The sequence below is a fragment of the Deltaproteobacteria bacterium genome, from assembly GCA_016874775.1.
Taxonomy (GTDB): domain Bacteria; phylum Desulfobacterota; class Binatia; order Bin18; family Bin18; genus VGTJ01.
Genome location: VGTJ01000029.1, coordinates 5001 through 29983 on the forward strand (window position 1 = coordinate 5001; position 24983 = coordinate 29983).

Consider the following 24983-nt stretch of genomic DNA (forward strand, 5'->3'; position numbering starts at 1 on the left):
ATGTCTGTTTTCTTTTCTCCTTCACTGTCCACGTTGCTGGAACAAATAGTGAGAAACCCACCATTCGTGCCCACGGCGATATGCAAAGAGTTCTGCACAAGCGAGAAAGAACAACCGCCATCGTCCAAACCAATGCTCCATTTCCTCGACCCCATATACGTCCTTGAGAATCGGTAGGAGCGTCGCACGTTTTTTATCTAGGTTTTTCAACCACGCTTCGGCTGTACGTGCATAGTGCTGCCCGTTGACGCGCCAGTGTTCCTCAATCACAAGGTTACGTTGAAAATGAAACAATAAATCATCAGACGGCATGAGCCCACCGGTGAAGAAATATCGTCCCATCCAGTTTGTTGCTCCCGTCGTAGTGAATGGATAAGTAAATTCTCGATGACAGAAAATGTGAACGAAGAGTTTTCCCTGTGGCTTCAGCCAGGATTGAATCCGAGCCAAGAGCTTTTCATGATTACGCATGTGTTCGAACATCTCTATCGAAACAACCCGATCAAACTCGTGAGTAGTCGTAAAATCATTCATATCCGCAGTCATGACTTGGATATTCTGGATGCCACGCCGTGCACACTCAGCCATGAGAAATTCTCGTTGAGGGCGAGAATTTGATACGGTGAGAATGTGACAGTGTGGATACCGCTCAGCCATCCAGAAAGACAAGGATCCCCAACCACACCCCAACTCAAGTATTTCCATGCTATCTTGTATTTGGGCTCGTTCGCATGTGAGTGCCAGCATCGCTTCCTCGGCGGCGTCGAGCGTTGTCACACTCGGTGGCCAGTAACAACTGCTGTACTTCAACCGTTTTCCCAACACCTGGAGGAAAAATTCTGCTGGAACCTCATAATGTTGTTCGTTTGCTTTGTCGGGATGGAGCGCAATGGGGCTGTTCCGTGATGTTGCGAGAAATTCGTCAAATTCCGCTCGCGGGGTTTCTTCGTGGAGCGACTGCTCTTCGTACAACCGTAGCGCTAGGAGGCGTCGTATGCCCCAGCGCAACACGATGTCCGGAACCTTTCCTCGTTCAGCGAGATCGATAATGTTCACTTTCTCCCTCTCTTGTTTTTGGAAAAATCATTGCACACTTTGCCCTCCGCTCTTGCTCGTAGGAAACTCACAGGATATGTACGCCAGCAGTTTTATCTCGTATTGCCATGGGACTTCACTCACAACCACCGCACAACACTAGTCGAGATTCTCGCTTGAGTCTTTTCCTCCGTACCTTCGTCCGCTGGTTCGACTCTTGGGACGATACCGAAGAGCTGAACCGAGCAGAACCACTCCGGGTTGATTGGATTCGTATCATTCCGTTTTTTGCGATGCATGTGGCCTGTCTTGGGGTTTTCTGGGTTGGCTGGAGTTTCGTTGCTATTGTAGCTGCTTTTCTCTTGTACGTTGTCCGAATGTTCGCCATTACTGGTTTCTATCATCGGTATTTTTCTCACCGTACATTCAAGACGTCACGGTGGGGACAATTTATCTTCGCTGTCTTAGGTGCTACCGCCGTCCAACGTGGTCCGCTGTGGTGGGCCGCACACCACCGGCATCATCATCGATACTCTGATCAACCAGCCGATGCTCATTCTCCACGACATCACGGTTTTCTCTGGAGTCACATGGGGTGGTTTATGGCCCGCGCCAATTTTCCTACGAAATTGGGCTTCGTTCGTGATCTGACAAAATTTCCTGAACTGTGTTTTCTCGATCGCTTTGATAACGTAATCCCAATCCTGTTTGCTGTTGGGATCTATGGCTTTGGCGCTGTGTTGGCAAGCTTCTTCCCTCATCTCGGAACGAGTGGGCTGCAAATGTTGGTGTGGGCGTTTTTTATTTCTACGGTTTTCTTGTACCACGGCACCTACACGATTAACTCATTAGCGCACCAGATCGGAGGCCAGCGTTACGATACGCAAGACGATAGCAAAAACAGTTTCTTGCTCGCACTTATCACCCTTGGTGAGGGATGGCATAATAATCATCATCATTACCCTGCTTCGACACGGCAAGGGTTCTACTGGTGGGAATTTGATTTTACGTACTATCTTCTCGTCCTTCTTTCTTGGACCGGTTTGATCTGGAACCTTAAACCTGTTCCTCCTCGTGTTCGTGAGGCCCGCCGGTCGAATACCGCTCTTGCAGCATAGCCATGAAGATCGCAATCATCGGGACTGGCATTGCTGGCTTGACGGTCGCGCACCTTCTTCACGCAGAGCATGACCTCACTATCTTTGAAGCGAACAACTATGTCGGCGGCCATACCCATACCGTTCCTGTAGCAACTGCACACGGCACCTACGCCGTCGACACTGGTTTTATCGTTTTCAACGATTGGACCTATCCGAATTTTCTTAAACTTTTGGCGCGTATCGGCACCCCTTCACAGCCAAGTAACATGAGCTTTAGTGTCAAGTGTGAACGCACCGGGCTCGAATACAATGGCACCTCGCTCAATACCCTGTTTGCGCAGCGAGTGAACTTTTTGCGTCCGTCTTTCTATCGTATGTTACGCGATATTCTGCGCTTCAATCGTGAAGCGCCAGTGCTGCTTCGCGACAGTGCAAAGAATATTACCCTTGGTTCGTATCTGGCAACAAATCGTTATTCGCAAGAATTCACTGATTATTATCTGATTCCGATGAGTGCTTCGATTTGGTCAGCTGACCCACGTCAAACATCCGACATGCCAGCGCGGTTCCTCATCCAATTTTTTCATAACCACGGTATGCTGAGCGTCAATGAACGTCCCCAATGGCGGGTGGTCACCGGAGGTTCGCAAGAATACGTGAAACGACTCACCCAACCGTTCCGCAATCGCATTCGGCTTCGCTGTCCAATCCAGCAGGTCACACGTCACCCAACTCACGTCTCGGTTAAATCTGCAGGACAAGAGGTCGAGCGTTTTGATCAGGTCGTGATTGCTGCTCATAGCGACCAGGCCTTAACAATGTTGACTGATCCGAGTGCCATAGAGCAAGAAATTTTGCGCGCTTTTCCCTATCAAGCTAACGAAACGGTCTTGCATACTGATGAGTCGGTGCTTCCTCGGACACGTCGGGCGTGGGCAAGCTGGAATTATCATCGACTAGGTGGTGACCAGCCGCAAGTCGCAATAACTTACAACATGAATATGCTCCAGACATTGCCTGCTCCGCAAACGTTTTGCGTCACGCTGAATCGCACCGCTGCGATCGACCCATCCACAATTCTTCAGACAATGACGTACCATCACCCGGTTTATACGGAAGCCAGTGTCGTAGCACAAAAGCGACACGCGGAAATCAACGGGATCAATCGTACGTATTTCTGTGGAGCGTATTGGGGCTATGGGTTCCACGAGGATGGGGTTAACAGTGCTTTGGCGGTCTGCCAATATTTCGGCAAGAGTTTGTAGCCATGTATAGTTGCATCTACCGTGGTTCAGTACGGCATCGTCGTTTCCATCCGATTCCGCATGCCTTCTCGTACTCATTGTTTATGCTGTACGTAGACCTCGAAGAGTTACCGACGCTGTTCAACGGAAGATGGCTGTGGTCAAGTAGTCATTTTGCTTTGGCGCAGTTCCGTCGCGTAGACCATTTTGGTGATCCTCATAGCTCATTGGCTGACAGTGTTCGCACCCTCGTTGAGCGACGCCTCGGTGCTCGCCCACAAGGGCCGATCCGTTTGCTGACGCATTTGCGGTACTTTGGCTATTGCTTCAATCCGGTGAGCTTCTACTTTTGCTACGACACCGCTGGACGTTACGTCGAGACGATTGTCGCTGAGATCACGAATACACCGTGGAATGAACGGTACTGCTATGTGTTGGGAGAAGAACTAAACGAGGCGACAGGCAATAAAAAGCGCTATCGTTTTGGTAAGACTTTTCATGTGTCGCCGTTCATCGATATGGACAACGATTACGACTGGCGATTCTGTGAACCCGACCGTCAGCTAACGATTCACATGGAGAATCGTAATGCCAACGGCAAGGTCTTCGACGCAACGATGGTTTTGCGACGTCAAGAAATCACTGGTGCAACACTCGCTGTTGCTCTGGCTCGATACCCTTTCATGACAGGCAAAGTCATCGCCGCAATTTATTGGCAGGCACTACGATTGTGGTGGAAAAAAGCTCCAGTGTATGACCACCCCAACAAAAGAGATCTTACTCCCGAAGGTCAACGGCCATGAAAGATTCCATCGTTCCGACAGCGGAATGGTTCTCGCATATTCCACAGTCGACTCTCCTGATTCGGCTCGCTCGGCAAGCGGTACTGATGCGGTTGCAAGATCTCCAACATGGAGAGATCACCATCAGCGAAAATGGCAACCGTTTCACTTTCGGTGCTCAGACGGAGGTGTGTTCACTGGCTGTAACGATTCAGGTCTTTGATCCACGCTTCTACCTCGATACCGCCTTTGGTGGCAGTATTGGCACCAGTGAAGCCTACATGAGTGGATTCTGGTCGTGTGACGATCTGACATCTCTGGTGCGAATTATTGCCCGTAACCGAACTGTCCTCGACAGTATGGAAACTGGCTTTGCCCGCCTGACGGTTCCACTACGTAAACTCTTTCATTTTTTTCGTCGGAATAGCAAAGAGGGCAGTCGTCACAACATTGCTGCGCACTACGATCTCGGCAATGAGTTCTTCGCACTCTTTCTTGATGAAACCATGACATATTCGTGCGGCATTTTCGAGAACGGTAACCGCACGCTTCGTGATGCTTCTATCGCTAAGATCGATCGGATATGTCGTAAGTTGCAATTATCTCCCAGCGATCATTTACTTGAAATTGGCAGCGGCTGGGGAGCCTTCGCGTTGCATGCGGCCCAACAGTACGGTTGTCGGGTGACGACAACGACAGTCTCTCAGGAACAATATGTATTCACGCGACACCGCATTGCCGACGCGGGACTCAATGACCGGGTGACCATTCTGTGCCAAGATTACCGTGACCTCAAGGGACAATACGATAAGCTCGTCTCGATTGAGATGATCGAAGCTGTAGGTCACGCGTTCTATGACACATACTTCAAATGTTGTAGTGATCTCCTCAAACCCAATGGAATGATGTTACTCCAAGCGATCATCATTGCTGACCAATTTTACGAACAAGCGAAACACTCGGTTGATTTCATTCAGCGTTATATTTTTCCTGGCAGTTGTATTCCCTCCATCTCAGCAATCAATCAGTCTCTTGCCCGGGCCACTGATATGCGACTGTTCCATATGGAAGATCTTACGTCACATTATGCTAAGACGTTACGGCAGTGGCGTGAGCGCTTCTTTGCGAATATCAGTCGGGTGCGAACGTTAGGGTATCCGGAAGAGTTCATTCGCATGTGGGAACTGTATTTCTGCTACTGTGAAGGAGGATTTCATGAACGAGTGATCGGTGACGTGCAGATGTTACTCGCCAAGCCTCTTTGTCGTCGAGAACCGATTCTTCCTCCCTTGCCTTCTATATGAATCTGATTCTGGTCAATATTATTACGTTCTACCTTGCCTGGTTTGCTTGCGTCCTCGGTGCGGCTCATCAATATCTCTTCCTTGGGCCACTGGCGGTCTTGGTCCTTCTCGGTTTGCACTTCTATCTGTTGGCGGGATATTCACCTGTGCAGGAATTCCGCTTGCTGATCACTGCTGGAGCGCTTGGGCTCGTGCTCGATAGTCTCCAAGCTTTTCTCGGAGTTTTCGCATTCGCGAATGTGACCCCAGGAAGGTGGGTTAGTCCGCTCTGGATGGTTGTTCTCTGGATTGCTTTTGCCACAACCCTACACACGTCTCTACGTTGGTTGTCGGGGAAATACACATTAGCTGCGGTTCTTGGTGCCGTTGGTGGACCATTGAGCTATTACTCCGGTGCAAAGCTTGGTGCATTAGTACTGAGTCCAGATCTTACGCTGAGTTTTGTTGTGATGGCCATTGTCTGGGGTATCGCCATGCCGATTCTGGTATGGTTAGCAAAGTAAGGACTGGAAACGATGGAGTCTTCACAATATGTGTAGAACAATACGTGTGATCGCCTTGATTGCCTTCATCTTTGTGGTTGCTCTGAATAGGCGTGGAGACGCTGCCACTATCGAAGGTGTGACGTTCGCCGACCGCTACCAGGCCGGCACGACAACACTCGTGTTGAACAACGTTGGTCTCCTGCGCTACCGCGTCATCTTCAAGGGCTATGTTTCTGCGCTCTACCTAGGAGAGGGAGTCCGTCCGGAAGAAGTGCTAAACGATGTCCCGAAACGCCTTGAACTCGAATATTTTTGGTCGATTGCCAGCGCAGATTTTGGCAAAGCCGCTGAAAAGATTCTTAGTGATAATTTCCCTGCTGCACAGCTCAACTTGTTCCGCTCTCGACTAGATCGCTTGAACACGTTGTACGAAAACGTAAAACCCGGAGACCGGCATTCGCTTACCTATCTGCCTGGAATTGGGACTGAGTTAGCACTCAACGGCAAATCCAAAGGTATCATTGAAGGCGCTGACTTCGGCTCGGCCTATTTTGCGATCTGGTTAGGCTCGAAACCGCTGGATAGTGCGCTCAAGACCCAACTGCTTACCCCTAAACGCTAGCGACAGCGGCCTTTTCTAGTGACTCGTTTCTGACAAGAACCTGGGGAGAGAACATCTCCGATTTCTGGGAATTGCCGGGGAAACGGCATATTGCTAGATTCAGCAGGTCCGAACGCTGATGAATGCTCACCAAGGAGGCGTGCATGAAGTTCACATGGTTTAATCTGATGCCGTGGCCATATCTACCGGATGATTTTCGCGAGAAGCATCATTCAGTGTGGGTCGATATTCCTAACAAGTTGTATGATCCGCAGAAAGGCCATTTCGTTTATCACCAGTACATGGATCAACTTGAATATGCCGAGCAAGTCGGGTTCGATGGCATCGGGTGTAACGAGCATCATCAAAACGGCTATGGACTCATGCCTTCTCCCAATATTATCGCAGCTGGGTTGTCACGGCGTACGTCAAAAGCCGCTATTGCCGTGATTGGTAACTCGCTTGCGCTCTATAATCCGCCGATTCGTGTCGCTGAAGAATTCGCTATGCTGGATGTGATGTCTGGCGGACGTTTGCTTGCTGGGTTCCCGGTTGGCACCTCGATGGATACCAACTATTGCTACGGCCAGATTCCTGCACTGACTCGCGATAAATACGCCGAAGCCCATGAACTGGTCATGCGCGCGTGGGCAGAAGAAGAGCCGTTTGCCTTTGACGGTAAATACAATCAGTTACGTCATGTGAACCTGTGGCCCAAGCCGATTCAAAAGCCGCATCCGCCGATTTACATTCCTGGCGGGGGCTCGATTGAAACGTGGGATTTTTGTCTCGACCACGATTACAACTACTCGTATCTGTCTTTCACCGGCTATCTCCGCGGCAAGAAGTTGCTCGATGGCTATTGGGACCAAGTCGCCAAGCGTGGCAAAGATGAGTCCCCCTATCGCGGCGCCTTCGCCCAAACAATTTGTGTGGCTGAGACGGATCAAGAAGCTGAAAAGCTCTACGCTGAGCACGTGAACTATTTCTATAATCGTTGCTTGCACATCTACGGTGGCTTTGCCGATGCACCCGGCTATCGCACGATCAAAACACTTCAAGCGGATGTCCTGAATGCGCTGAGCGAAGATATGCAGAATATGTTCCCTTCCCTCTCTTGGAAAGAACTCATCGATGGTCGCTACGTGATTGCCGGAAGTCCAGCGACGGTTCGTCAGCAGATGGAAGAGTTGATCAAAGGGCTCCATGTCGGTCACATTTTCTGCCTCATGCATGTCGGCAATATGCCTGACTGGAAGACTCGCTACTCGACGAAACTCTTCGCTGAAAAAGTCATGCCGCATCTCCGTAACATGTGGCCAGAATGGAAGGATGATAACCGCTGGTGGTGCAAGCCAATGGAGGAACGTCTGCAACCGGAGACAACGGTAGAGCAAGCCCGTCGGGACGGGAGGCTTCCGCTATGAAGATCCACAAAATTGAGACCAAACGTGGAGCCAAAGTCCTCGTATTGGAAGCCGGAAGTGGAGTTCCTCTCGTGTTCATGCATGGAGCGGGAGGACTCTTTCCTGAGAACCCGTTTCTCGATCGACTCGCGACTCGTTACCATGTCTTCGCGCCAGAGTTCCCAGCCTATGGTGAATCCACTGGCGACGAAATGCTAGAGGACATGCTGGACTTTACCCTACACGGCTGGGATGTGGTCTCAGCCCTCGGATTGAATAAGCCTTGTCTAATGGGGCATTCGATGGGTGGGATGATCGCTGCTGAGATGGCCAGCATCGCGCCTAACGATGTCGCGAAATTGGTGCTGATTTGTTCGGCAGGATTATGGATCGAAAAGAGTCCGATTCCAGACATCTTCTCATTCTTGCCACATGAATATGCACAGTACTTGTTTCACGATCGTGCGCAAGGCGAAGCGCTGCTTACCGCTGGGCTTGATCTCAAAAACCCTGAAGCGTTGAAAGAGTTCTATATTGGCAACTCCAAACGCATGAGCATGGCGGGGAAGATTTTGTTCCCGATTCCTAACCGACGGTTATCAAAACGTTTGTACCGGCTCACCGCTCCTACACTCGTGATCTGGGGCAAGAGCGACAAACTGATCCCACCGGTTTACGCTGATCAATTCAAGAAGCTCATCCCGCAAGCAGAGATTACGCTCATCGACCAAGCCGGTCACATGGTGCCGTACGAGCAACCGGAAGCATTCGTAAATGCAGTGACGCGGTTCCTTGGGTGACTCAAAATCACCACAAGTGACTTTAACGCCAGGTTTTCGCAAGAGGCCTGGCGTTTGCATTGGCAATACTCCGCCGTGAAAAAACAACAAAACTCTTCCCGACGGAAGGTGACATCAACCTCCCTTGAAAGCTCATTCGCTGAAGTTGTTGACCTTATTCAGCAAGCGCGACAACGAGCGTTTTACGTCGTCAACACTGAGCTGATTGATCTGTATTGGCAGGTGGGCGCGTACGTAAGTCATCGAATTGCTGAAGATGGCTGGGGCAAGGGCACGGTCGCGGCTTTAGCGTCCTACATTCAGAAACGACAACCTGGCATTCGCAGTTTCTCTCGGCAGAACCTGTGGCGAATGCGCCAATTTTATGAAACCTATCGCGACGAGCCAAAACTCTCGCCACTGGTAAGAGAACTGCCGTGGTCGTCGAATCTCCATATTTTGACCAAGACGAAACGGCCCGAAGAACGGGAATTTTACTTACGTATGGCAACACGAAACCGCTGGCAGGTACGAGAAGTTGCCCGACAAATTGACGGAGCCCTATTTGAACGCGCCATTCTTAATCCCCCAAAACTCTCAACCGTGTTGAGAGAAATACAGCCCACGGTCACCGAGGTCTTCAAGGACGCCTACCTCTTTGAGTTCCTGGGTCTGTCGGACGATCACTCTGAGGACGATCTCCATAGGAAACTTCTGCAAAATCTCGGACGGTTCATTACTGAATTAGGGCGCGACTTTGGCTTTCTCGGTTCGGAGTACCCAGTACAAGTTGGCGGAAAGGACTTCCGCCTCGACTTGCTTTTCTATCACCGAGAGTTACAGTGTCTCGTCGCTGTTGAATTAAAGACCAAAGAATTCCAGCCAGCCTACCTTGGCCAATTGGAATTCTATCTTGAAGCTTTGGATCGAGACGTGCGCAAACCGCATGAACGTCCATCGATCGGCGTGTTGCTGTGCGCCACCAAGGACAACGAGGTCGTGGAATACGCTCTCAGCCGGTCTCTTTCGCCAACCCTGATTGCCGAGTACCAAACCCAGTTGCCTGATAAAAAGCTGCTACAGGCGAAACTGCATGAGTTCTATTTGTTGAGCCAATCCGCGCTACCAGAAACGAACGATCGTTCTCGTCCAGCGCCAATGAAGCGACAACAGAAGAAACAGGCAAAATAAACCACATCATCACTTACGTTTCATCTCCTACCCAAACACCAAATGTCCTTCACGCTCTTGCGCCGCAACCTGTTGGGCAAGTTCAGGGGTCAGTTCAATCTTGCGCTCGCGCGGAAATTTGTCGAGATACAAGCCTGGTCGAAGGTAGAATTCTTTCGCGCTACGCATTTGTGGGAACTGCGCCAATGCAGGCAACGGCCATTTCCACTGCACGGACTCTGGATGAAAAAAAAAGTTGTCGTTCTTCCTTTGACCACTCCTTCGGAATGACGGTATGGATACTCGATGTCATCATGTCTCGCTGTAGATCCCACGATAGTTCGAGGAAGCCAGCGTAACCGCGCTCTTTTAATGTAGGATTGGCAAGGGAAGCAGTGCGCACGGCGACCAGCATGAGCTTGCCAGCGCGATCATCCTGCTCAATTCGCAACGGAAAGAAAAAGCGCTGGTCAAGCCAGTAGACTAGCTTGCTGAGGTAGTAATTGGGTAAAGCTTCAGTACGTGGGGCAGCTTCGACGACATAACACGGCACGGCACCGGTAACTGTATAGCCCGGATACTTCTTGCCCATCATCTTCACTGTCTGTGTTGGGATCGAGACTGGTCTTCCTTCAGCATCCGGCAAGACCATCTGTTTCTGAGTTGCGGGAAAGCGAATCGTTCGCTCCAGAATATCACTTCCCAGAATGCGCCAGGCAAAGTCGCCAGCGTTACGTCCTACGACATCGTCGATCGTACCGATGCCCCATGGTAAGCGTTCACCTCTTGCGAGCGAAGAGCGTAGTGGTGGTAGGCTAGGTCGCGGAAAGAAGGTCGTCAGTACAACATCTTTACTGTGCCCAGTGAGATATCTAATTTGGAGAATTCGCTCTTCAGGTGTGTTGATAGAATGCACTGAGTGTGAAATCCAGCGAAACGCTTCCTGACCGGAAGTACTACCTTGAGAGAAAGAAAGAATGGCAGACGTTGAGATTTGCTGGTCGAGAAAACCGTCCGCAGTGACTGTTGCTCCGATGTCGATAAGCAGACAGTTCCACAGGGGCGTATGAGGAAACTCCATCGACCGCTGCCCTATCTCCTCGGCAGAGTGTGGAGCAGCAAAGGGAAACGTTTCGACGGAGTGATGCGGATATTGCGAAGCCTTTGGGGGTTGTGTCTTGAGGTCGAGACTCTTTTGCTCGTGCGGTGATCATTCCTGAACGAAGCGCCGAGTGCGTTCGGAGGGATGAGTATACATGACCTGTAAAAAAAGCAGGATAAAACAGATAAGCAAGAGGCAGAACTGTAAGAGCAAGAATGATCTTGGAGTGCTCACATTTCCTTGCTTGGCGTCCATCAGAATAAATGTGAGAGAGCAGTTTATCTCTTACGGAAGCACAAACTCTTCAGAGCACACTTTATGATTTTCCTGTTTCTGAGTTGAGTATGAGACACAAACTCGATACCGACCAGGTGGCGCCAGCTGCCTATTTAGTGGAAGATAATTGTCACCTAGCATCTAAGTACCGCGCGCAGGAATTACGCAGCGAGTTGAGTTGGAGGTGGCTGGCCAAACTTTACGAAGAGTTTGGTTTTGGTGTAGGTCCATTCAATGGGTTTGGGATGCTCATTGAGATCGGCGAAATAGGCTTGTAAGGTGCGTTCCAACATGACGGTACTGGAGAAATCACTGGGCGTGAGGACATCGCGTTGGACTTTGCTGAAGATGATTTCGACTTGATCCAACCAACTGGCACAGGTGGGTAACCAATAGACGCGAACCTCAAAGGACAACCCTAGCGATGCCAGCCACGTAGCCAGTTGTTTGGGGGCATGGGTCGGGCCATTGTCGAGAAATGTAGCACTTTGATCCCAGCACAGAGGGAGCTCTGAAACAGCTCGGTCAGGAACGCTTTGAAGTCGACGAATTTCTTCGTAAGACGCGTCTGCGCGAACGTGAGGCCACTAGCCACGGCCAAGGTGCAAAAGAGTTGGACCGCCCCCATCCGCTTATAACGATCAGCCACCTGTACTACTTCACCAGGGGCCGCGGTCTTGGTCGGCGTCACCCGTTGACGTGCCGGGATGGAGGTTTTCTCGTCCACACAGACCGTGAGTTCTCCACTTGCTTGCAATTGCGGAGCGTGCTCGTAGAGGTCCAACACCGGCACGGCCTTCTCGACAAACTGCGGATCAGTGGAATGTTGCCACGGATGATAGCGCCACGGCTTAATCTTATCCTGGCGCAACCACGTGCGAATCGTACTCGGCGCGATCCGCTCCACAAGCTGTCGTTCGATCGCCACGCGCGCCAGCTTCTCCCCTGACCAGCGCTGCCACGGCTTGCCGTATTGACGCGGTGCACTACAGGCCAAGGCCACCACCTGCGTCCGTTGCAAGGCGGTAAATCTCCGTCGTGTTCCCGCACGGGGCGCATCCTGTAAGCGCCCGGTCTCCGGCAGCACCGCCGCCAGCGTCGGACCGTACTCCGATTGCAGCCCACGCGTTGCGCAAGCGTGGCATTGGTCCACTCAGGATGGCGGAACGCAGACAACACAATCTGGGCTCTCTGCACTACTGCAAACGGGGCCATATAACTGGTACTCACCTGCTGCAGCCGTGCCTCTTGCTCCCTTGTCAGGGTAATCGCATACTTGGGCCGAGGGCCTGGCATTCTGTTCGTCCTCCCCATTGGACAAATGTGGGTCAGACGAGTCATATGTCAGCCCTTCCAACTTTGCAAACCTGTTCAGTATTTACGGCGTGCAGTACTTAGGCTTCAACAATGTCTGAAGTGACGGAACGTTGACTAACAGGTCTGGTTCGTACCTAAGAAATTGCCCTTTTCTCCGCCAGTTTTCTTCTTTCCACTGCTCCAATTCCCCCCAGAATGGTCCATTATAGATAATTTCATTAAGTTTGTTCACCACTCGAACACATGCAAACCCAGGGGTGTCTGTGTTTTTTGCAACATAAACTGATACTTTCTGCTCAGGGCCTTGGAGCGGGAGAGATGGACAACCTGGGTAAAGTGAATAACTCTCTAATAAAGGGAGTATCGCATTCGTAAATTTCACTGCGTTCTTCCAGGCTACAGAGCTGCTTATTTTTCGCGAAGTTTCCTCGCGCTCCTTGCAAATAAAAGTATTTTCTTTATCATGCAATAAGCACCGAATTTCATGGTTGAGAGTATATGATTCAGATCGAAGATATTTATTCCCTCACAGATTTTCAGCGTAATGTTAAAACTCACCTGCGGACGATGAGAAAGACTGGTCGTCCGCAGGTGCTTACTGTCAACGGCAGAGCTGAACTCGTTGTGCAGGATGCTAAGGCTTATCAGAGGCTTCTCGACATGGTTGATCAAGCTGAAGCCATTGCGGGCATTCGCGCAGGCCTGGAGTCGATGAAGCGTGGAGCAGGACGACCCGCTGGCGAGGTTTTTGCGGGCATCCGCAAGAAGCATAAAATTCCACGCTCAGCATGACGTACCAGGTCATCATCGAAGCCCAGGCACAGCTCGACTTGGAAGAGGCATACCTTCGCAACGCGCAAGAGTCAGCAGAGCGGGCAAGCCCAATGGTACAACGGAATTGGTGGCGCCATTGCCTCATTGGCAATGTTCCCAGAGCGCTGCGCATTTGCCCAAGAAAATGCTTTTTTTCCAGAGGACATTCGTCAACTACTTTATGGCAAGCGAAGTGGCGTCTATCGAATTCTGTTCACTATTGTCTAAGATACCGTGCATGTACTCCACGTACGCCACCGTGCAAAGCCACCGCTCAAGCCACAGGGAGCGGCTTCCAGGAAACTGCTTAGCATATCGAAGCTTACTTCGCTTCAGGTGCGGGTGTGACTGGCTGTGATGAGGGTGTTCCCTCTTTCTTCTCCGCAGGCTTGTCCCAAAAATCCGCGGGCTTTTTGTTGAGGCGATCGAAGACATAATCACGAAGTCCGAAGACAGTTTGTCCGCCCTCGGCCATTGCAAAAGTCTTTCGCTCGGTTCCTTCTCCTTTTTGCCCAGCAAGAATGGCTGCCAGTTTCTTTCCTTCACCATCAGAAACAGCAACAGTAACAAACGGTGCATCTAGTCCATAGACACTCAGATCCGTCGGGCTCTCTGCAGCGATCTCGAAGCCCCGGAGCTGACGTAACTCATCAACAAATTGACTGAGTGAAGGTTCTCTCAGCGTGCCTTCTTGGGTGCGATCGATCGTCCATTTGTTATCGGCTCCGCGAATGAGAGTGAAGCTTTCACCATCATTGCGTTTGACGTCAACTTGCTTCACTTGTTCGGTAGTGAATTGCGCGACGGTTTTATCGCGAAAATCAGCAACGTTCTTGTTGAGATCACGCCAGATCCATTCACCAGCGAGAAAGAGCGGCTTATCGAGTTCCGCGCGTTTGACATAACGGTTTTTCGCGCCTTTATCACCAGCTTTTTCGTTGCCAATCAACACTGTTTTCTGGGCGCTATCTGCCCCGAGGGTGAGTGTAATCGACATCTGCGGTGGTTCTAAGCCGAACTCGGACAAACCCACCACTGGCTCCTCAAGGAAATCTTGCGCATTGAGTGAGCGCAAGTTCGATAAGAAAGTTTTTACCTCTGTGTCATCAGCTTTCGCTTGTGCAGGCTTTTCCAGACTCCAGCCAGCATCGGCCTTACTCAAGACAATTTCACGGTCGGGTCCGCGAATTTCCAGCTTTTTGACCTCGTCATCGTTGAACGTCAGGATCGTGCGGTCACGGAGGTCTTTCACTTCTTTGATAAATCCCATGCGCAATGTTTGCGGCACGAGCATGACTTTGGCGTCTCCCTCCTTCTGAGCATATGTGGAGAAGCCAACCGGCGTGTCTTTGCCAAACGAGATAAGTGGGAAACTCTTGCCATCCTTAAGGGTAAGTTTCGCCTTCACTACCGGTGTCGTTAATCCATAGACGGTCAGATCTGGGGGAATTTCATCAAGCGTGCGTTTTACCTCAGCGTCGGCGACTGCGTTAATAAGATTCTTGACTGTCGTTTCGTCAGCATCTGCTTCTACCGGCTGAGTAATGCGCCACTTTCCGGCGTCATTCTTCTTCACGGTGAGCAAACGATCGGGATACGTCAACGCGAGTTCGGTCACTGCCTCCTTGTCAAAGGTCAGGAGCTTCTTTTCTTCGGCAGTCTTTTTCTCGTGTGGAACTTCAACGAAATAAACGTGCCCTCCTAATGCCAGGAGGACTGCCAGCATAATGAGTGAATTGCGCAGATTCATAGAAAACGAAAGAAACGCTTAGGATGATCGTCGCCACCACACCGCAAGACCGAGGATCAACAAGAGTTCAGGTAAGATCAGCACCGAGAGGTAGAAAATCAATGTTCCTTGCTCCTGTGTGAGTTGCACGCGGGAGGCTTGCATAGTACGTGCACGAATCGACACCAATCCTTCTTCGCCGACGAGCCAGTTAATAGCATTTAGGAGAAGGTCACGATTGAAATACTGACCAAGGTATTGGTTATTGGCAAAGAAAGCATTACCGAACGCAACAATTCGAGTTGTTCCTTCTTGCTCAACCCCTATGTCTTTCAGGTTGGCGGTTGTCGCCACTGCAAGTGAGATAGGACCTTTGCGGTCGGCCTCTTCGAGTTTTACCGTCTGATTCTGAAAGAGATTGTCTAAATCCGTCTCCGCCCAAGCATTCGGTCCGGTCTGCGCTAAGTTGACCGGGGTTATGCCTGGCTTGCCATCTGCGTGAGCTTCGACCGAGCGGGACATTCCGTAGGTGGTGATGGCAGTGCGGCGAACAAATTCCGCAGTAATCGGATGTTGTCCGTAAGAAGTCACAAAAGGTGATAGGGTAAACGTACGTCCTTTCATGAGCTGAATTTGCTCATCGACGATGACATCGTTGCCGACTTTTATGCCCCACTGTTCAAGGTAGGAGGTTAACTCTGGGGTGACGCGAGGACTCAGGAGAAACAGACCGTGCTTGCCTTTTTTTAGATAGGTATCGATCGCTTTCACCTCATGTTCTTGTAAGGAACGATCGGCCCCTGCGACCACCAAAAGATTGGCGTCATCTGGTACTGCGGTATCCGTGGACAACACCAGCGATTTCACTTCATAACTTTCGTTATCGAGGGCAGTTTTGAGTTGGCCGTAGCCGCGCGGTTCTTGGAGGTCGGAGATATCTGGTTCACCATGGCCAGAGAGGAAATAGATCACCTTTTTCTCGGCACGAGTGATCTTGATAATGCCGTTGGTCAGCTCTTCTTCCGAAAGTTTGGTCACGACGTTGGTGCGATCCCCATACTGCAGGTGAACCGCGGGAATGTTGGTAACCTGAAACTTCTCCGCTAGATCAGGTTGCTTATCTGGATCGATCAGCTTGAAATTGACGTTAGTGGAAATGTAGCGATAACTGCTTAAGAGCTCGCGAAGAGCTGGGTCAGAACCAGCCTCGACGAAGGCGTTGACCTCCAGTGGTTTGTCGAGTTTCTGGAGCACACTTTGGGTCTGCGGTGCGACGCTAAAGATACCGGACTTCGTCATATCGAAGCGACGCGGGTTCTTGGCAGCGATATAATTGATCAAAATCAAGACGCCGAAGAAAATTAATGAGTATAGAACAGCTTGAGCGCCATACTTGGTTGATCGCTCACCGAGAAATCCCCTCACTGACCCCTGGGCCGAGGCAAAATAAGCAATCAGTGCCAGAAGCCCCATCACGAGATGGATAATCACATACGGGGAGAATGCGCGCGTAATGAAGTACGCAACCCCAGCAAACAACAGCAGAATGAGCCCAATGACCCCATAGAATGATCCGAATCGTGCCATTGGGGTTACCTCCAGCGTAAAGACTCAATCGAACGCTGGGTGAGAAAAAGCGCCAGCGCAATAAGACTCACAAAATAGACGAGTGATCGCGTATTAATAATTCCTCTTACCATCTCGGCAAAATGTTCAGTCACAGAGAGATAGCGGAGGAGGGGGCCGAGAGTATCGCCCGCAGTTTCTGCCGGCCAGCCGATGATATACAGCAAGAGGGTTGCGACTAAGCCACTCACTGCCGCAATAATTTGATTCTCAGTGAGTGAGGACGTGAACAGTCCGACCGCAACAAATACGGTTGCCAAAAGAATCAGTCCTAAATAGCCGGAAAAAATTACGCCGGTCTCTGGGTTACCAAATTTCATCAGGATTGCCGGATAGACCCCGGTGAGGCCAATCATAATACAGATGAAGAGAAATGAAGCGAGAAATTTTCCGACCACGATCTCGCCAGTTCGCACCGGTGAAGTTAACAACAGCTCGTAGGTGCCGCCTTTCTTTTCTTCTGCATAGGCCCGCATTGTAATCATTGGCACTAAGATCACTAAGACGATTGCTAAATTATGCATCAATGGAGCAACAACATATTCGTTCAGATTCATACGATTTGCTGCTTCGCCACCTTGCATTTGCATATACAAACTTAAGAGCAGATTGAACCGTGACAGCAAGTTGAAGAAGAACCATCCCCCGAGCAGGAGGAAACCCGTGAGAACGACATAGGCGACGGGGGAAACAAAATATGAGCGCAGCTCTTTGCCGACGATAGTGAACACATTTCTCATTCCGTCACCTCGGCCTCAGGTTCATGTTGAGCATTGCGGTGCGGCTCATCTTGTGAAATCGCTTGCAGGAAGACGTCCTCAAGTGATCTCTCCTGGGTGAGGTTCTCCATCATATCTTCCATTACCACACGTCCAGAGCTGATGATGACGACTTTCTCACAGACCTGTGCAACTTCTGGGAGGATGTGTGTGGAAAGCACCACCGTATGCGCACCCGCAAGCTCTTTGATCAGAGAGCGAATTTCAATGATTTGCCGTGGATCAAGGCCAACGGTAGGTTCATCCAGGACTAACACTTGAGGGTTGTGAATAATCGCTTGTGCGAGTCCCACACGCTGTCGATATCCTTTTGAGAGATGGCCAGTGACTCGATCAACGACACGGGTCAAACCACAACGATTGACCACACGATCAAGAGCCGCCGTAATATCTCCCTTTGCCATGCCTTTGAGCCGCGCGACAAAGCGAAGATAGGAACTAACCGTCATATCGTTATACAGAGGAGGATTTTCCGGAAGATAACCGATACGTTTACGTGCCTCGAACGATTCATCGAAAATATCAAACCCTGCGACTTTTACCGTGCCACTCGTTGCTGGCATAAAGCCGGTAATAATGCGCATCGTCGTCGTTTTTCCTGAACCATTGGGTCCAAGAAAACCGAGAATTTGTCCAGAGGCAACACTGAAAGAGATATTATTCACGGCGGTGAGATCGCCGTAGCGTTTAGTTAACTGCTGGACTTCGATCATAACACTGAGCAATCCTCAGAGCAGATTAGTATGCGAACACAAACTGTATGATTTTCCCCATGCAGGAAATAAAGCGGACTAAGGGCGTTGTCAAGCTTTCCTGGGCATTTCCTGCTGTGCGTTTACACGATAAACAGTCTGGGGGAGAAAAAAATTCCCAGTGCTGAATATGTGAGTACCTTCAACGTCTGTTAACATGTGCGGTATCGGTGGAAGCAAGTGATTGGGCACTAGTCCGGCGTTGTAAAGAAAATGACCGGGAGGCATTTCGCGAACTCGTTGAGCGATACCAACGGAAGGCAGTTGCGATTGCGTTGGGTATGCTGCATGATCGCGAAGACGCGCTAGAAGTTGCGCAAGAGGCCTTTGCGAAAGTTTTTACCAGTATCAAGCAGTTTAAGGAAGAAGCAAGTTTCTACACCTGGCTCTATCGCATCGTCGTGAATCTTGCTATCGATCGACAGCGCCAGAAAGGTCGCCAGCCCCTTCTCGAACGTGAAGAATCTGAAGATGGAGAAGGGGACCTTGTTGAAACGATGCCGGCAGAGGCTGCGGCAGATCCGTACGAGAAAGTCAAGGACAAGGAGTTACGAGATCGTATCTGGACTGCAATTGATGAGTTGACGCCTTCGCACAAAGCAGTCATACTTTTGCGCGAAGTCGAGGGCTTGTCGTATGAAGAGATCAGTGAAATCTTGCAGTGCTCTCGTGGTACGGTTATGAGTCGCCTTCATTACGCCCGCAAACGACTGCAATCGCGCTTGCGTGATGCGGTATAGCAACTGCTTATGATCACGCATTTCCCTCGCTGCTCTACCGTTTCTTCCCTCGGGTCTTTTCACCCCCAACATCAATTTTAACTTTACTTCACGCATTATTATGGCAACGTGCCCGCACGCTGATCGCCTGATTCCGCTCCTTCACGACAATGAGTTGCAGAACCCGCTGCGCCGCGAGATGGTCGCACATATGGCCACGTGTATCACCTGCGCACGGACATTTTCGCTATTGGAACGTGAACAAGAATTGTTTACTCACACGATAGAAGACCACGTTGAAGCTGTTGACTTCGCAAATTTCTGGCAAGCTGTCGAACTGAAGCTGACCGATGTCCCGCCAGCTCGCGCCACAGGTCTACGTTTGTGGTATGAATCGTGGCGACCAACCTGGGCCTTTCCAGTGCCGGCATGGGCTGTTGCCATCTTGTTGCTATCTTTCGGAGTGGGGCAAGTATACGTCAGTGAAAGTTGGCAACGTTCGGCACAACAAACGCAGCCAATATCAGGTCCGCCGCCTCCTAGCTCAAGCGACACGGCCTCACGTGTGAACTCACGCCCTGAGGAAAAGCCGTCGATGGTCTCTGTTCTCGATCAACCGGTCACTCCTCAGATCAGAGAGAACGAAACGCAAATCGAGTCCTTTTTCGCTTCGGATACTGTCGCGATCCGCATTAATCGTACCAGCAACTCCACGGTGATCTGGGTCGGCGACGGTGCAAGCGAATATCCGCAATGACTCCTCATCGACTTACGCATCTCTGTTTTGCTCTCACTTTTTTGTGGGCACTTCACGCGCTAGCGGAGGAAGTTGAACTCCATATTGAAACCGTTCTCGCCACCAACTCAGCAAGACCCTCTGATGCCAAGCTGAAAGATCTCCAACCCGTCCTTGTCGAAACCTTTCACTATTCATCCTATCGGTTAGTCCAAGAGATCCGTCAACGCACCCGTTGGGGAGAATCCATCAAAGTGTCGTTGCCTGGTGACCGACAGATGCAGGTGACTCCGAGGGCGTACGAACGCCAGCGTATCGCACTGCAAGTGATGCTTCGCGAGGGCAAGAATCCGACGTCACTTCTCAACGCGTCTTTGTCATTTCCGAATAATGGAACAATTTTCTTCGCTGGCCGCAAACACCAAGACGGTGTGTTGATTATTCGTATTGGTGCCAGTGCAAAAGAAAAAGAACCTCAACAATAATCGTCCCACTCCTTTTACTGATCATTCCGGGAGGCACAGCTGAGGCACCGTTGTGTTGAGGTGCTTCAAACGTGTATTCACTGTTTGTTCATTGTGAACGTCGACACACCGAACAGTCGTCATTCTTCGTTAGTCGACGTGCAGAAAACGACAACTGCGGAAACGTATACTGACGAAGCTGAGGTGACCCCTGTTGGGATAACCCCAGAATGTACTTAATGCCTTCAGTTGCGAGTATCGTGCCGAGAAACGGACCAACCGGCCAGTCTACTGGAGGTGCTCGGTCCGGTGCTCTCGCTGGAAGTGGCTCACACGCCAAGCACGGCAGCCCATCTTCGTACCCACGATAGACAGCAAACCAAGCAGAAGCGTGCGCAACCTGCCCACAGATAAAAGGCCGCTGTGTTGTATAGCAGGCCGTGTGGAGTGATACATGCGGTTCGGCGATAACGAGGTCGTATTGCTGCACGAGCTGCGCGGCTTTGGCAACATCACACAATAGTTGAGGGGAGTGAGTAACAATCTCACAATCTGGATTGAGGCGCTGCAAAGCGACAAGAGCAGAATGCTGCTGCTCGGGGAGCAGTGCTGTCATCATCGGATGATCTTCATTCCCACAAATACCAATGTGACCAAGACCGGCTGCAGCAAGGTAGAGTAGCGCCTGTGCGTGCCACGAGCCATGCCCGCTGACTAAGACACGGGCACGTAAGAGGCGCTCTTGGCCTTTGCCTCCTACGTGAGGAAGAATGATTTGTCGGCTGTAGCGTTCGATTTGTAAATCAGAAAGCATGCAGGCAAGTTATTCGATGACGTTCTTCTCGATCGGTTCGACGGTGACCCCTTGCTCACGCAGCCAGGTAATTGCCTGGTCGATTTCACTTTGTCCACCCTCGAGTTCGATTGCCAGAAGTCCCATTTCATCAGAGACATTGGCACCACGGATGTTGGGGATAACCTCAAACTTCTTAATTAAGAGATAAATGAGCGGCTGCTTGATCAATGCAGGAGGGTACGTCAAATAAAACTTTTCTTTCATAAGCCCTCCTTCCTCAGCATCAGGGTTGCAGTTGCCGTTGTTTCTTCTCAAACTCTTTCCATCCTACCCAGAGATTCGTGCTGAGATACTTGTCACCAAAATCAGGAAAAATCGTTACCACGACACCTTCCTCAAGGCTACGTGCGACTTTCAATGCTGCCCAGGTTGCAGCGCCAGAAGATTGACCGACGAGCACTCCTTCTTCGCGCCCTAATCGATACACTGCGTCATATGCATCTTCAGTGGATACTGGGACTTTCCCGTCCAGCTCTCCCTCATGGTAGATGCCTGGCACAATCGAGCTTGCCATATGTTTGAGACCTTCGAGACCATGAAAGGCATCATCCGGCTCAATCGCGAGCACTTGGACGTTGGGGTTCTTCTCTTTCAGATAACGTCCAGTCCCCATGACGGTCCCACCGGTTCCGATCGCTGCAAGAAAGTGAGTAATCTTTCTTTGTGTTTGTGTCCAGATTTCTGGTCCAGTCGTCTCGTAATGAGCTAGTGGATTGGCCTCATTATTGTACTGATCCGGCTTAAAGTAGCGCTCTGGATTCTCATGGAGGATCTGGCGGCACAACCGAATTGCTCCGTCTGATCCTTCAAAGGGACTACTAAAAATCATTCGTGCCCCAAAAGCAGCAATAATCTTTTTTCGTTCAACACTGACGTTGGCTGGAATGACCAATTCAACCGGATAGCCAAGGACCGCACCAACGAAGGCAAGGGCAATGCCAGTGTTGCCAGAAGTAGAGTCAAGGATGGTTTTGCCTGGTGCTAAGAGCCCAGTGCGTAATCCTTCAGCCACCATCCTGAGCGCAGGTCGATCTTTGACCGATCCGCCAGGATTGAATCCTTCAAGCTTGGCAAAAACTCGGACGCGAGGAGAGAGGCCTGCCGTTACCTTCGTCAGTTCGAGAAGCGGAGTATTGCCGACCAGGTGCAACACTGATGGCACCCGTTGAGGCGTGGGCGGTGGGAGTCCTTCGCCCCATACCGGCACCAACGTCATGTCTCATCCTCCAGCAATTGCTGGAACGATCGAGATTTCGTCCCCAGCTTTGACTGTGGTTTCGAGGTTGTTGAGGAAACGAATATCGTCTCCGTTCACAAAGATGTTTACAAAACGGCGGACTTTACCGCCTTCGTCACAAATCCGCTCTTTGAGTCCTGGGTGGTTGCGCTCAAGGTCCTCAACTAATGCAGCCACCGTTGCTCCGGTTGCACTGACTTCCTCAGCACCACCAGTGAAGCGACGCAGCGGAGTGGGGATCCGCACATGCACGCTCATGCCTATACCTCCTGAAAAAAATCATCTGTACTCTGGCGATTTTCCGATGTTCTGGCAACACCCCTCGACAAAGCAGAGCAAAAGGCAAACTGCAAAAGTCAAAACTGGGCTCTATCGTGTTGGCTACTCTTAATTTTTAACTTTTGAACTTTGACTTTTGACGTTTTTCTAATGCAGCCCCTCTGCCGCGGCACGACTTGGAGCAGTTTGATTTAACGACTGATAGAGTTCATCGAAGTCTTGCAAGCGAGCGTTAATCTCGAAAGGCTGTTGTACATGACCGAGTACGGCTTCGATCGTTTTGTATCCGTTACCGGTAATGCAGATAACGATCGACTCATTTCTCGGAATACGACCTTGTTCAATCAACTTCTTGGCGACTGCGACAGTAGTCCCGCCTGCAGGCTCAGTAAAAATTCCCTCAGTTTGGGCGAGTAACTGAATCGCGGCAACGATCTCTTGGTCAGTGGCCGCTTCTCCCCAGCCGCCAGAATCACGTACCGCTTTCAGCACGTAGTAACCATCGGCTGGATTGCCAATCGCGATCGACTTGGCAATTGTGTTCGGCTTCACTGGAACGATCAGGTCTGAGCCTTTGTGTAAGGCATGAATGACCGGTGCACAGCCTGCTGCCTGGGCAGTGTAAATCTTCGGCGTATGGGGATCTTCAATCAGCCCCACTTTCTTCATTTCCTCGAATGCTTTGGCGACTTTGGGCAGAATAGTTCCGCCTGCGGTAGGAACGATCACATGTTGTGGAAGACGCCAGCCAAGTTGCTCAGCGATCTCAAAGCCGTAGGTTTTCGCACCTTCAGTATAATAGGGGCGGATGTTGATGTTCACGAACGCCCAGCCGTATTTATCGGCAATCTCACTGCACAGACGGTTTACATCATCGTAATTGCCACGGATGCCGACCGCGCGTGGACCGTAGATGGTAGAGCCAATAATCTTTCCCTGCTCTAAGTCTGAAGGAATGAAAATAAAACAACGCAACCCTGCCCGTGCCGCGTGAGCAGACACAGAATTCGCAAGATTACCGGTCGACGCACACGAGACGGTATCAAAACCAAATTCCATCGCTTTAGAAATTGCCACAGAGACAACTCGATCCTTGTACGAGAACGTCGGATGATTGACCGAGTCATCCTTAATGTACAGCTCCTTGACTCCGAGATAGGCGGCTAAGCGGTCGGCTTTGACCAACGGTGTGAACCCGCTATGTAAGCCGATCCGAGGTTCGCCATTGACCGGAAGGAGTTCTTGGTAACGCCACAAAGACTCTGGACGAGATTCAATCACCGCGCGTGAGATTTTTTTGCGAATGCTCGCGTAATCGTAGACGACCTCTAGCGGCCCGAAACATGTTTCACAAACATGGAGTGGCGCGACAGGGTATTCTTGTCCGCATTCACGACAGGTGAGGCCAGTAATGGTACTCATAGCAACTCCTTCTTACACACTCGCGCAGGCGAGTGTTTGCTCGTAGCTCACCGCGTCAAACGCAGTGATTGTTGGGCTCTCTCCACAGAGCGGACAGTGGCGGCTCCGACGCACCCGTACTTCCCGCCAGTGCAACGCCAAAGCATCATACGTCAGCAAACGGTCAGTTAGCAAATCGTCTTCGCCACTCAAGTACTTCAACGCTTCGGTAGCCTGAAGAGTGCCGATACTCCCTGCTAGGCTACCAATAATCCCACTCTCCTGACAGGTGGGGACATCATCAGTAGAAGGAATCTCAGGGAATAAACAGCGAAGACAAGTGGAACGTCCAGGCCACACGGTGAGCGTCTGTCCGTGGAACTGCACGATCCCAGCATAGGAAAAGGGCTTTCCTAGCAAGACTGCTCCATCATTGATGAGGAATTTGGTTGCAACGCCATCCGTCCCATCAATAATAAAGTCATAATCAAGGAAAATTGTTGGAAGATTCTCTACGGAAAGCCGTTGGTGGTATGTCACGACAGCGATAGCGGGGTTGATGCGGAGCAGTTTCTCGCGGGCTGAGTCAACCTTCGGGCGTCCGATATCGGGTGTGGCATGCAGGATTTGCCGTTGCAGATTAGAGAGATCGACGACATCAGGGTCGATTAACCCAATAGTGCCAACTCCAGCCTGGGCAAGTGTGAGGGCCGCTGGGCAACCAAGCCCACCAACACCAACGACAAGCACTTTCCCCTTGCGTACGTGTTGAGTCTTTTCTGTTTCTGCTGGAGCTTCCATAATGCGTTGTCAAATGGCGGAGAGCCCCTTTCCATTGGAAAGAGGCCCTTTAGAGCAAGAAAAGCTAACGGAAACCCCCTGGAGAGTCAACGTGTGTAACCCGGTAGTCGTGGTTCCATTTGAAGTGGGGTCGACCCCGTGTGACCGCCTACGAAAAGGGCACCCACGTGGGGGCTCCTACGAGACGCAT

At 50.7% G+C, this 24983-nt stretch carries 27 protein-coding genes and 1 pseudogene; 13 read left to right on the forward strand and 15 right to left on the reverse strand.

The window, feature by feature from the left end:
• Positions 1-21: 21 nt before the first annotated feature.
• Positions 22-1056 carry a class I SAM-dependent methyltransferase gene (locus tag FJ147_07000; protein MBM4255629.1) on the reverse strand — a complete coding sequence of 345 codons (1035 nt, stop codon included), beginning with the start codon at positions 1054-1056 and terminating at the stop codon, positions 22-24.
• A gap of 107 nt (positions 1057-1163) precedes the next feature.
• On the opposite strand from FJ147_07000, the gene FJ147_07005 reads away from it, so the two are divergent.
• The 9 genes from FJ147_07005 (at position 1164) to FJ147_07045 (ending at position 9927) form a co-directional block, all read left to right on the forward strand.
• On the forward strand, positions 1164-2153 hold the full coding sequence (locus FJ147_07005; GenBank protein ID MBM4255630.1) for an acyl-CoA desaturase: 990 nt from the start codon (positions 1164-1166) through the stop codon (positions 2151-2153).
• Between the two features lie 2 nt (positions 2154-2155).
• Complete coding sequence (locus tag FJ147_07010) at positions 2156-3400, forward strand: FAD-dependent oxidoreductase (protein MBM4255631.1); 1245 nt, start codon at positions 2156-2158, stop codon at positions 3398-3400.
• A gap of 2 nt (positions 3401-3402) precedes the next feature.
• Positions 3403-4182, forward strand: a complete 780-nt coding sequence (locus FJ147_07015) for a DUF1365 domain-containing protein (protein ID MBM4255632.1) — start codon at positions 3403-3405, stop codon at positions 4180-4182.
• Positions 4179-5465, forward strand: a complete 1287-nt coding sequence (locus FJ147_07020; protein MBM4255633.1) for a class I SAM-dependent methyltransferase — start codon at positions 4179-4181, stop codon at positions 5463-5465. Before FJ147_07015 ends, FJ147_07020 begins: the two co-directional genes overlap by 4 nt.
• Positions 5462-5968, forward strand: coding sequence for a DUF2878 domain-containing protein (locus FJ147_07025; protein MBM4255634.1), 507 nt, complete (start codon positions 5462-5464; stop codon positions 5966-5968). The genes FJ147_07020 and FJ147_07025 overlap by 4 nt, the downstream gene beginning before the upstream one ends.
• A 28-nt stretch (positions 5969-5996) precedes the next feature.
• Positions 5997-6572 (forward strand): hypothetical protein, encoded by a 576-nt coding sequence (locus tag FJ147_07030; GenBank protein ID MBM4255635.1) that lies wholly within the window; start codon positions 5997-5999, stop codon positions 6570-6572.
• Positions 6573-6715: 143 nt separating this feature from the next.
• Positions 6716-7978, forward strand: a complete 1263-nt coding sequence (locus tag FJ147_07035; GenBank protein ID MBM4255636.1) for an LLM class flavin-dependent oxidoreductase — start codon at positions 6716-6718, stop codon at positions 7976-7978.
• Positions 7975-8757 carry an alpha/beta hydrolase gene (locus FJ147_07040; GenBank protein ID MBM4255637.1) on the forward strand — a complete coding sequence of 261 codons (783 nt, stop codon included), beginning with the start codon at positions 7975-7977 and terminating at the stop codon, positions 8755-8757. The genes FJ147_07035 and FJ147_07040 overlap by 4 nt, the downstream gene beginning before the upstream one ends.
• A 108-nt stretch (positions 8758-8865) precedes the next feature.
• On the forward strand, positions 8866-9927 hold the full coding sequence (locus FJ147_07045) for a DUF1016 domain-containing protein (GenBank protein MBM4255638.1): 1062 nt from the start codon (positions 8866-8868) through the stop codon (positions 9925-9927).
• A 160-nt stretch (positions 9928-10087) separates the two neighbouring features.
• Here FJ147_07045 and FJ147_07050 read toward each other — a convergent pair whose 3' ends face one another.
• The 4 genes and pseudogenes from FJ147_07050 to FJ147_07065 form a co-directional block, all read right to left on the reverse strand.
• Positions 10088-10987: a hypothetical protein gene (locus FJ147_07050; GenBank protein MBM4255639.1), complete on the reverse strand. Its 900-nt coding sequence runs from the start codon at positions 10985-10987 to the stop codon at positions 10088-10090.
• A 458-nt stretch (positions 10988-11445) separates the two neighbouring features.
• Entirely contained in the window at positions 11446-11835 is a 390-nt protein-coding gene (locus FJ147_07055) for a hypothetical protein (GenBank protein MBM4255640.1), read from the reverse strand.
• Positions 11703-12437, reverse strand: coding sequence for a helix-turn-helix domain-containing protein (locus FJ147_07060; GenBank protein ID MBM4255641.1), 735 nt, complete (start codon positions 12435-12437; stop codon positions 11703-11705). The genes FJ147_07055 and FJ147_07060 overlap by 133 nt, the downstream gene beginning before the upstream one ends.
• Positions 12353-12625, reverse strand: a pseudogene (locus FJ147_07065) (hypothetical protein). The gene FJ147_07060 and the pseudogene FJ147_07065 overlap by 85 nt, the downstream one beginning before the upstream one ends.
• A 474-nt stretch (positions 12626-13099) precedes the next feature.
• On the opposite strand from FJ147_07065, the gene FJ147_07070 reads away from it, so the two are divergent.
• Positions 13100-13393 carry a type II toxin-antitoxin system Phd/YefM family antitoxin gene (locus FJ147_07070; GenBank protein MBM4255642.1) on the forward strand — a complete coding sequence of 98 codons (294 nt, stop codon included), beginning with the start codon at positions 13100-13102 and terminating at the stop codon, positions 13391-13393.
• 343 nt (positions 13394-13736) lie between these two features.
• Here the strand turns inward: FJ147_07070 and FJ147_07075 are convergent, their stop codons facing one another.
• From FJ147_07075 to FJ147_07090, 4 genes are read right to left on the reverse strand one after another with little or no spacing between them, the layout of a single operon-like run.
• On the reverse strand, positions 13737-15164 hold the full coding sequence (locus tag FJ147_07075) for a DUF4340 domain-containing protein (protein MBM4255643.1): 1428 nt from the start codon (positions 15162-15164) through the stop codon (positions 13737-13739).
• Positions 15165-15182: 18 nt separating this feature from the next.
• A complete protein-coding gene (locus tag FJ147_07080) occupies positions 15183-16730 on the reverse strand; it encodes a hypothetical protein (protein ID MBM4255644.1) in 1548 nt (515 codons plus the stop codon).
• A gap of 5 nt (positions 16731-16735) precedes the next feature.
• Positions 16736-17509 (reverse strand): hypothetical protein, encoded by a 774-nt coding sequence (locus FJ147_07085; protein MBM4255645.1) that lies wholly within the window; start codon positions 17507-17509, stop codon positions 16736-16738.
• Positions 17506-18261: an ABC transporter ATP-binding protein gene (locus FJ147_07090; GenBank protein MBM4255646.1), complete on the reverse strand. Its 756-nt coding sequence runs from the start codon at positions 18259-18261 to the stop codon at positions 17506-17508. Before FJ147_07090 ends, FJ147_07085 begins: the two co-directional genes overlap by 4 nt.
• A gap of 167 nt (positions 18262-18428) precedes the next feature.
• Here FJ147_07090 and FJ147_07095 point away from each other — a divergent pair, with 167 nt between their 5' ends.
• The 3 genes from FJ147_07095 (at position 18429) to FJ147_07105 (ending at position 20240) form a co-directional block, all read left to right on the forward strand.
• Complete coding sequence (locus FJ147_07095; GenBank protein ID MBM4255647.1) at positions 18429-19040, forward strand: sigma-70 family RNA polymerase sigma factor; 612 nt, start codon at positions 18429-18431, stop codon at positions 19038-19040.
• A 100-nt stretch (positions 19041-19140) separates the two neighbouring features.
• The gene (locus tag FJ147_07100) at positions 19141-19776 is read left to right on the forward strand and encodes a zf-HC2 domain-containing protein (protein ID MBM4255648.1); all 636 of its coding nucleotides are present in this window, start codon (positions 19141-19143) and stop codon (positions 19774-19776) included.
• Positions 19773-20240 (forward strand): hypothetical protein, encoded by a 468-nt coding sequence (locus tag FJ147_07105; GenBank protein MBM4255649.1) that lies wholly within the window; start codon positions 19773-19775, stop codon positions 20238-20240. The genes FJ147_07100 and FJ147_07105 overlap by 4 nt, the downstream gene beginning before the upstream one ends.
• Before the next feature lie 88 nt (positions 20241-20328).
• Here the strand turns inward: FJ147_07105 and FJ147_07110 are convergent, their stop codons facing one another.
• From FJ147_07110 to FJ147_07135, 6 genes are all read right to left on the reverse strand, one after another.
• Positions 20329-21033: a hypothetical protein gene (locus FJ147_07110; protein ID MBM4255650.1), complete on the reverse strand. Its 705-nt coding sequence runs from the start codon at positions 21031-21033 to the stop codon at positions 20329-20331.
• A 9-nt stretch (positions 21034-21042) separates the two neighbouring features.
• The gene (locus FJ147_07115; protein MBM4255651.1) at positions 21043-21279 is read right to left on the reverse strand and encodes a FeS-binding protein; all 237 of its coding nucleotides are present in this window, start codon (positions 21277-21279) and stop codon (positions 21043-21045) included.
• A gap of 19 nt (positions 21280-21298) precedes the next feature.
• Positions 21299-22237, reverse strand: coding sequence for a cysteine synthase (locus FJ147_07120; protein ID MBM4255652.1), 939 nt, complete (start codon positions 22235-22237; stop codon positions 21299-21301).
• Between the two features lie 57 nt (positions 22238-22294).
• The gene (locus FJ147_07125) at positions 22295-22570 is read right to left on the reverse strand and encodes a MoaD/ThiS family protein (protein MBM4255653.1); all 276 of its coding nucleotides are present in this window, start codon (positions 22568-22570) and stop codon (positions 22295-22297) included.
• A 168-nt stretch (positions 22571-22738) separates the two neighbouring features.
• Positions 22739-24013, reverse strand: coding sequence for a threonine synthase (locus tag FJ147_07130; GenBank protein MBM4255654.1), 1275 nt, complete (start codon positions 24011-24013; stop codon positions 22739-22741).
• A 12-nt stretch (positions 24014-24025) separates the two neighbouring features.
• A complete protein-coding gene (locus tag FJ147_07135) occupies positions 24026-24793 on the reverse strand; it encodes a HesA/MoeB/ThiF family protein (GenBank protein ID MBM4255655.1) in 768 nt (255 codons plus the stop codon).
• Positions 24794-24983 lie beyond the last annotated feature (190 nt).

What these genes read in the sequence shown, in the direction of transcription:
- FJ147_07005 (MBM4255630.1), top strand. Translation starts at nt 1,164, where the DNA reads ATGGGACTTCACTCACAACCACCGCACAACACTAGTCGAGATTCTCGC.
- FJ147_07010 (MBM4255631.1), top strand. Translation starts at nt 2,156, where the DNA reads ATGAAGATCGCAATCATCGGGACTGGCATTGCTGGCTTGACGGTCGCG.
- FJ147_07015 (MBM4255632.1), top strand. Translation starts at nt 3,403, where the DNA reads ATGTATAGTTGCATCTACCGTGGTTCAGTACGGCATCGTCGTTTCCAT.
- FJ147_07020 (MBM4255633.1), top strand. Translation starts at nt 4,179, where the DNA reads ATGAAAGATTCCATCGTTCCGACAGCGGAATGGTTCTCGCATATTCCA.
- FJ147_07025 (MBM4255634.1), top strand. Translation starts at nt 5,462, where the DNA reads ATGAATCTGATTCTGGTCAATATTATTACGTTCTACCTTGCCTGGTTT.
- FJ147_07030 (MBM4255635.1), top strand. Translation starts at nt 5,997, where the DNA reads ATGTGTAGAACAATACGTGTGATCGCCTTGATTGCCTTCATCTTTGTG.
- FJ147_07035 (MBM4255636.1), top strand. Translation starts at nt 6,716, where the DNA reads ATGAAGTTCACATGGTTTAATCTGATGCCGTGGCCATATCTACCGGAT.
- FJ147_07040 (MBM4255637.1), top strand. Translation starts at nt 7,975, where the DNA reads ATGAAGATCCACAAAATTGAGACCAAACGTGGAGCCAAAGTCCTCGTA.
- FJ147_07050 (MBM4255639.1), bottom strand. Translation starts at nt 10,987, where the DNA reads ATGGAGTTTCCTCATACGCCCCTGTGGAACTGTCTGCTTATCGACATC.
- FJ147_07070 (MBM4255642.1), top strand. Translation starts at nt 13,100, where the DNA reads ATGATTCAGATCGAAGATATTTATTCCCTCACAGATTTTCAGCGTAAT.
- FJ147_07075 (MBM4255643.1), bottom strand. Translation starts at nt 15,164, where the DNA reads ATGAATCTGCGCAATTCACTCATTATGCTGGCAGTCCTCCTGGCATTA.
- FJ147_07080 (MBM4255644.1), bottom strand. Translation starts at nt 16,730, where the DNA reads ATGGCACGATTCGGATCATTCTATGGGGTCATTGGGCTCATTCTGCTG.
- FJ147_07085 (MBM4255645.1), bottom strand. Translation starts at nt 17,509, where the DNA reads ATGAGAAATGTGTTCACTATCGTCGGCAAAGAGCTGCGCTCATATTTT.
- FJ147_07090 (MBM4255646.1), bottom strand. Translation starts at nt 18,261, where the DNA reads ATGATCGAAGTCCAGCAGTTAACTAAACGCTACGGCGATCTCACCGCC.
- FJ147_07100 (MBM4255648.1), top strand. Translation starts at nt 19,141, where the DNA reads ATGGCAACGTGCCCGCACGCTGATCGCCTGATTCCGCTCCTTCACGAC.
- FJ147_07105 (MBM4255649.1), top strand. Translation starts at nt 19,773, where the DNA reads ATGACTCCTCATCGACTTACGCATCTCTGTTTTGCTCTCACTTTTTTG.
- FJ147_07110 (MBM4255650.1), bottom strand. Translation starts at nt 21,033, where the DNA reads ATGCTTTCTGATTTACAAATCGAACGCTACAGCCGACAAATCATTCTT.
- FJ147_07115 (MBM4255651.1), bottom strand. Translation starts at nt 21,279, where the DNA reads ATGAAAGAAAAGTTTTATTTGACGTACCCTCCTGCATTGATCAAGCAG.
- FJ147_07125 (MBM4255653.1), bottom strand. Translation starts at nt 22,570, where the DNA reads ATGAGCGTGCATGTGCGGATCCCCACTCCGCTGCGTCGCTTCACTGGT.
- FJ147_07130 (MBM4255654.1), bottom strand. Translation starts at nt 24,013, where the DNA reads ATGAGTACCATTACTGGCCTCACCTGTCGTGAATGCGGACAAGAATAC.
- FJ147_07135 (MBM4255655.1), bottom strand. Translation starts at nt 24,793, where the DNA reads ATGGAAGCTCCAGCAGAAACAGAAAAGACTCAACACGTACGCAAGGGG.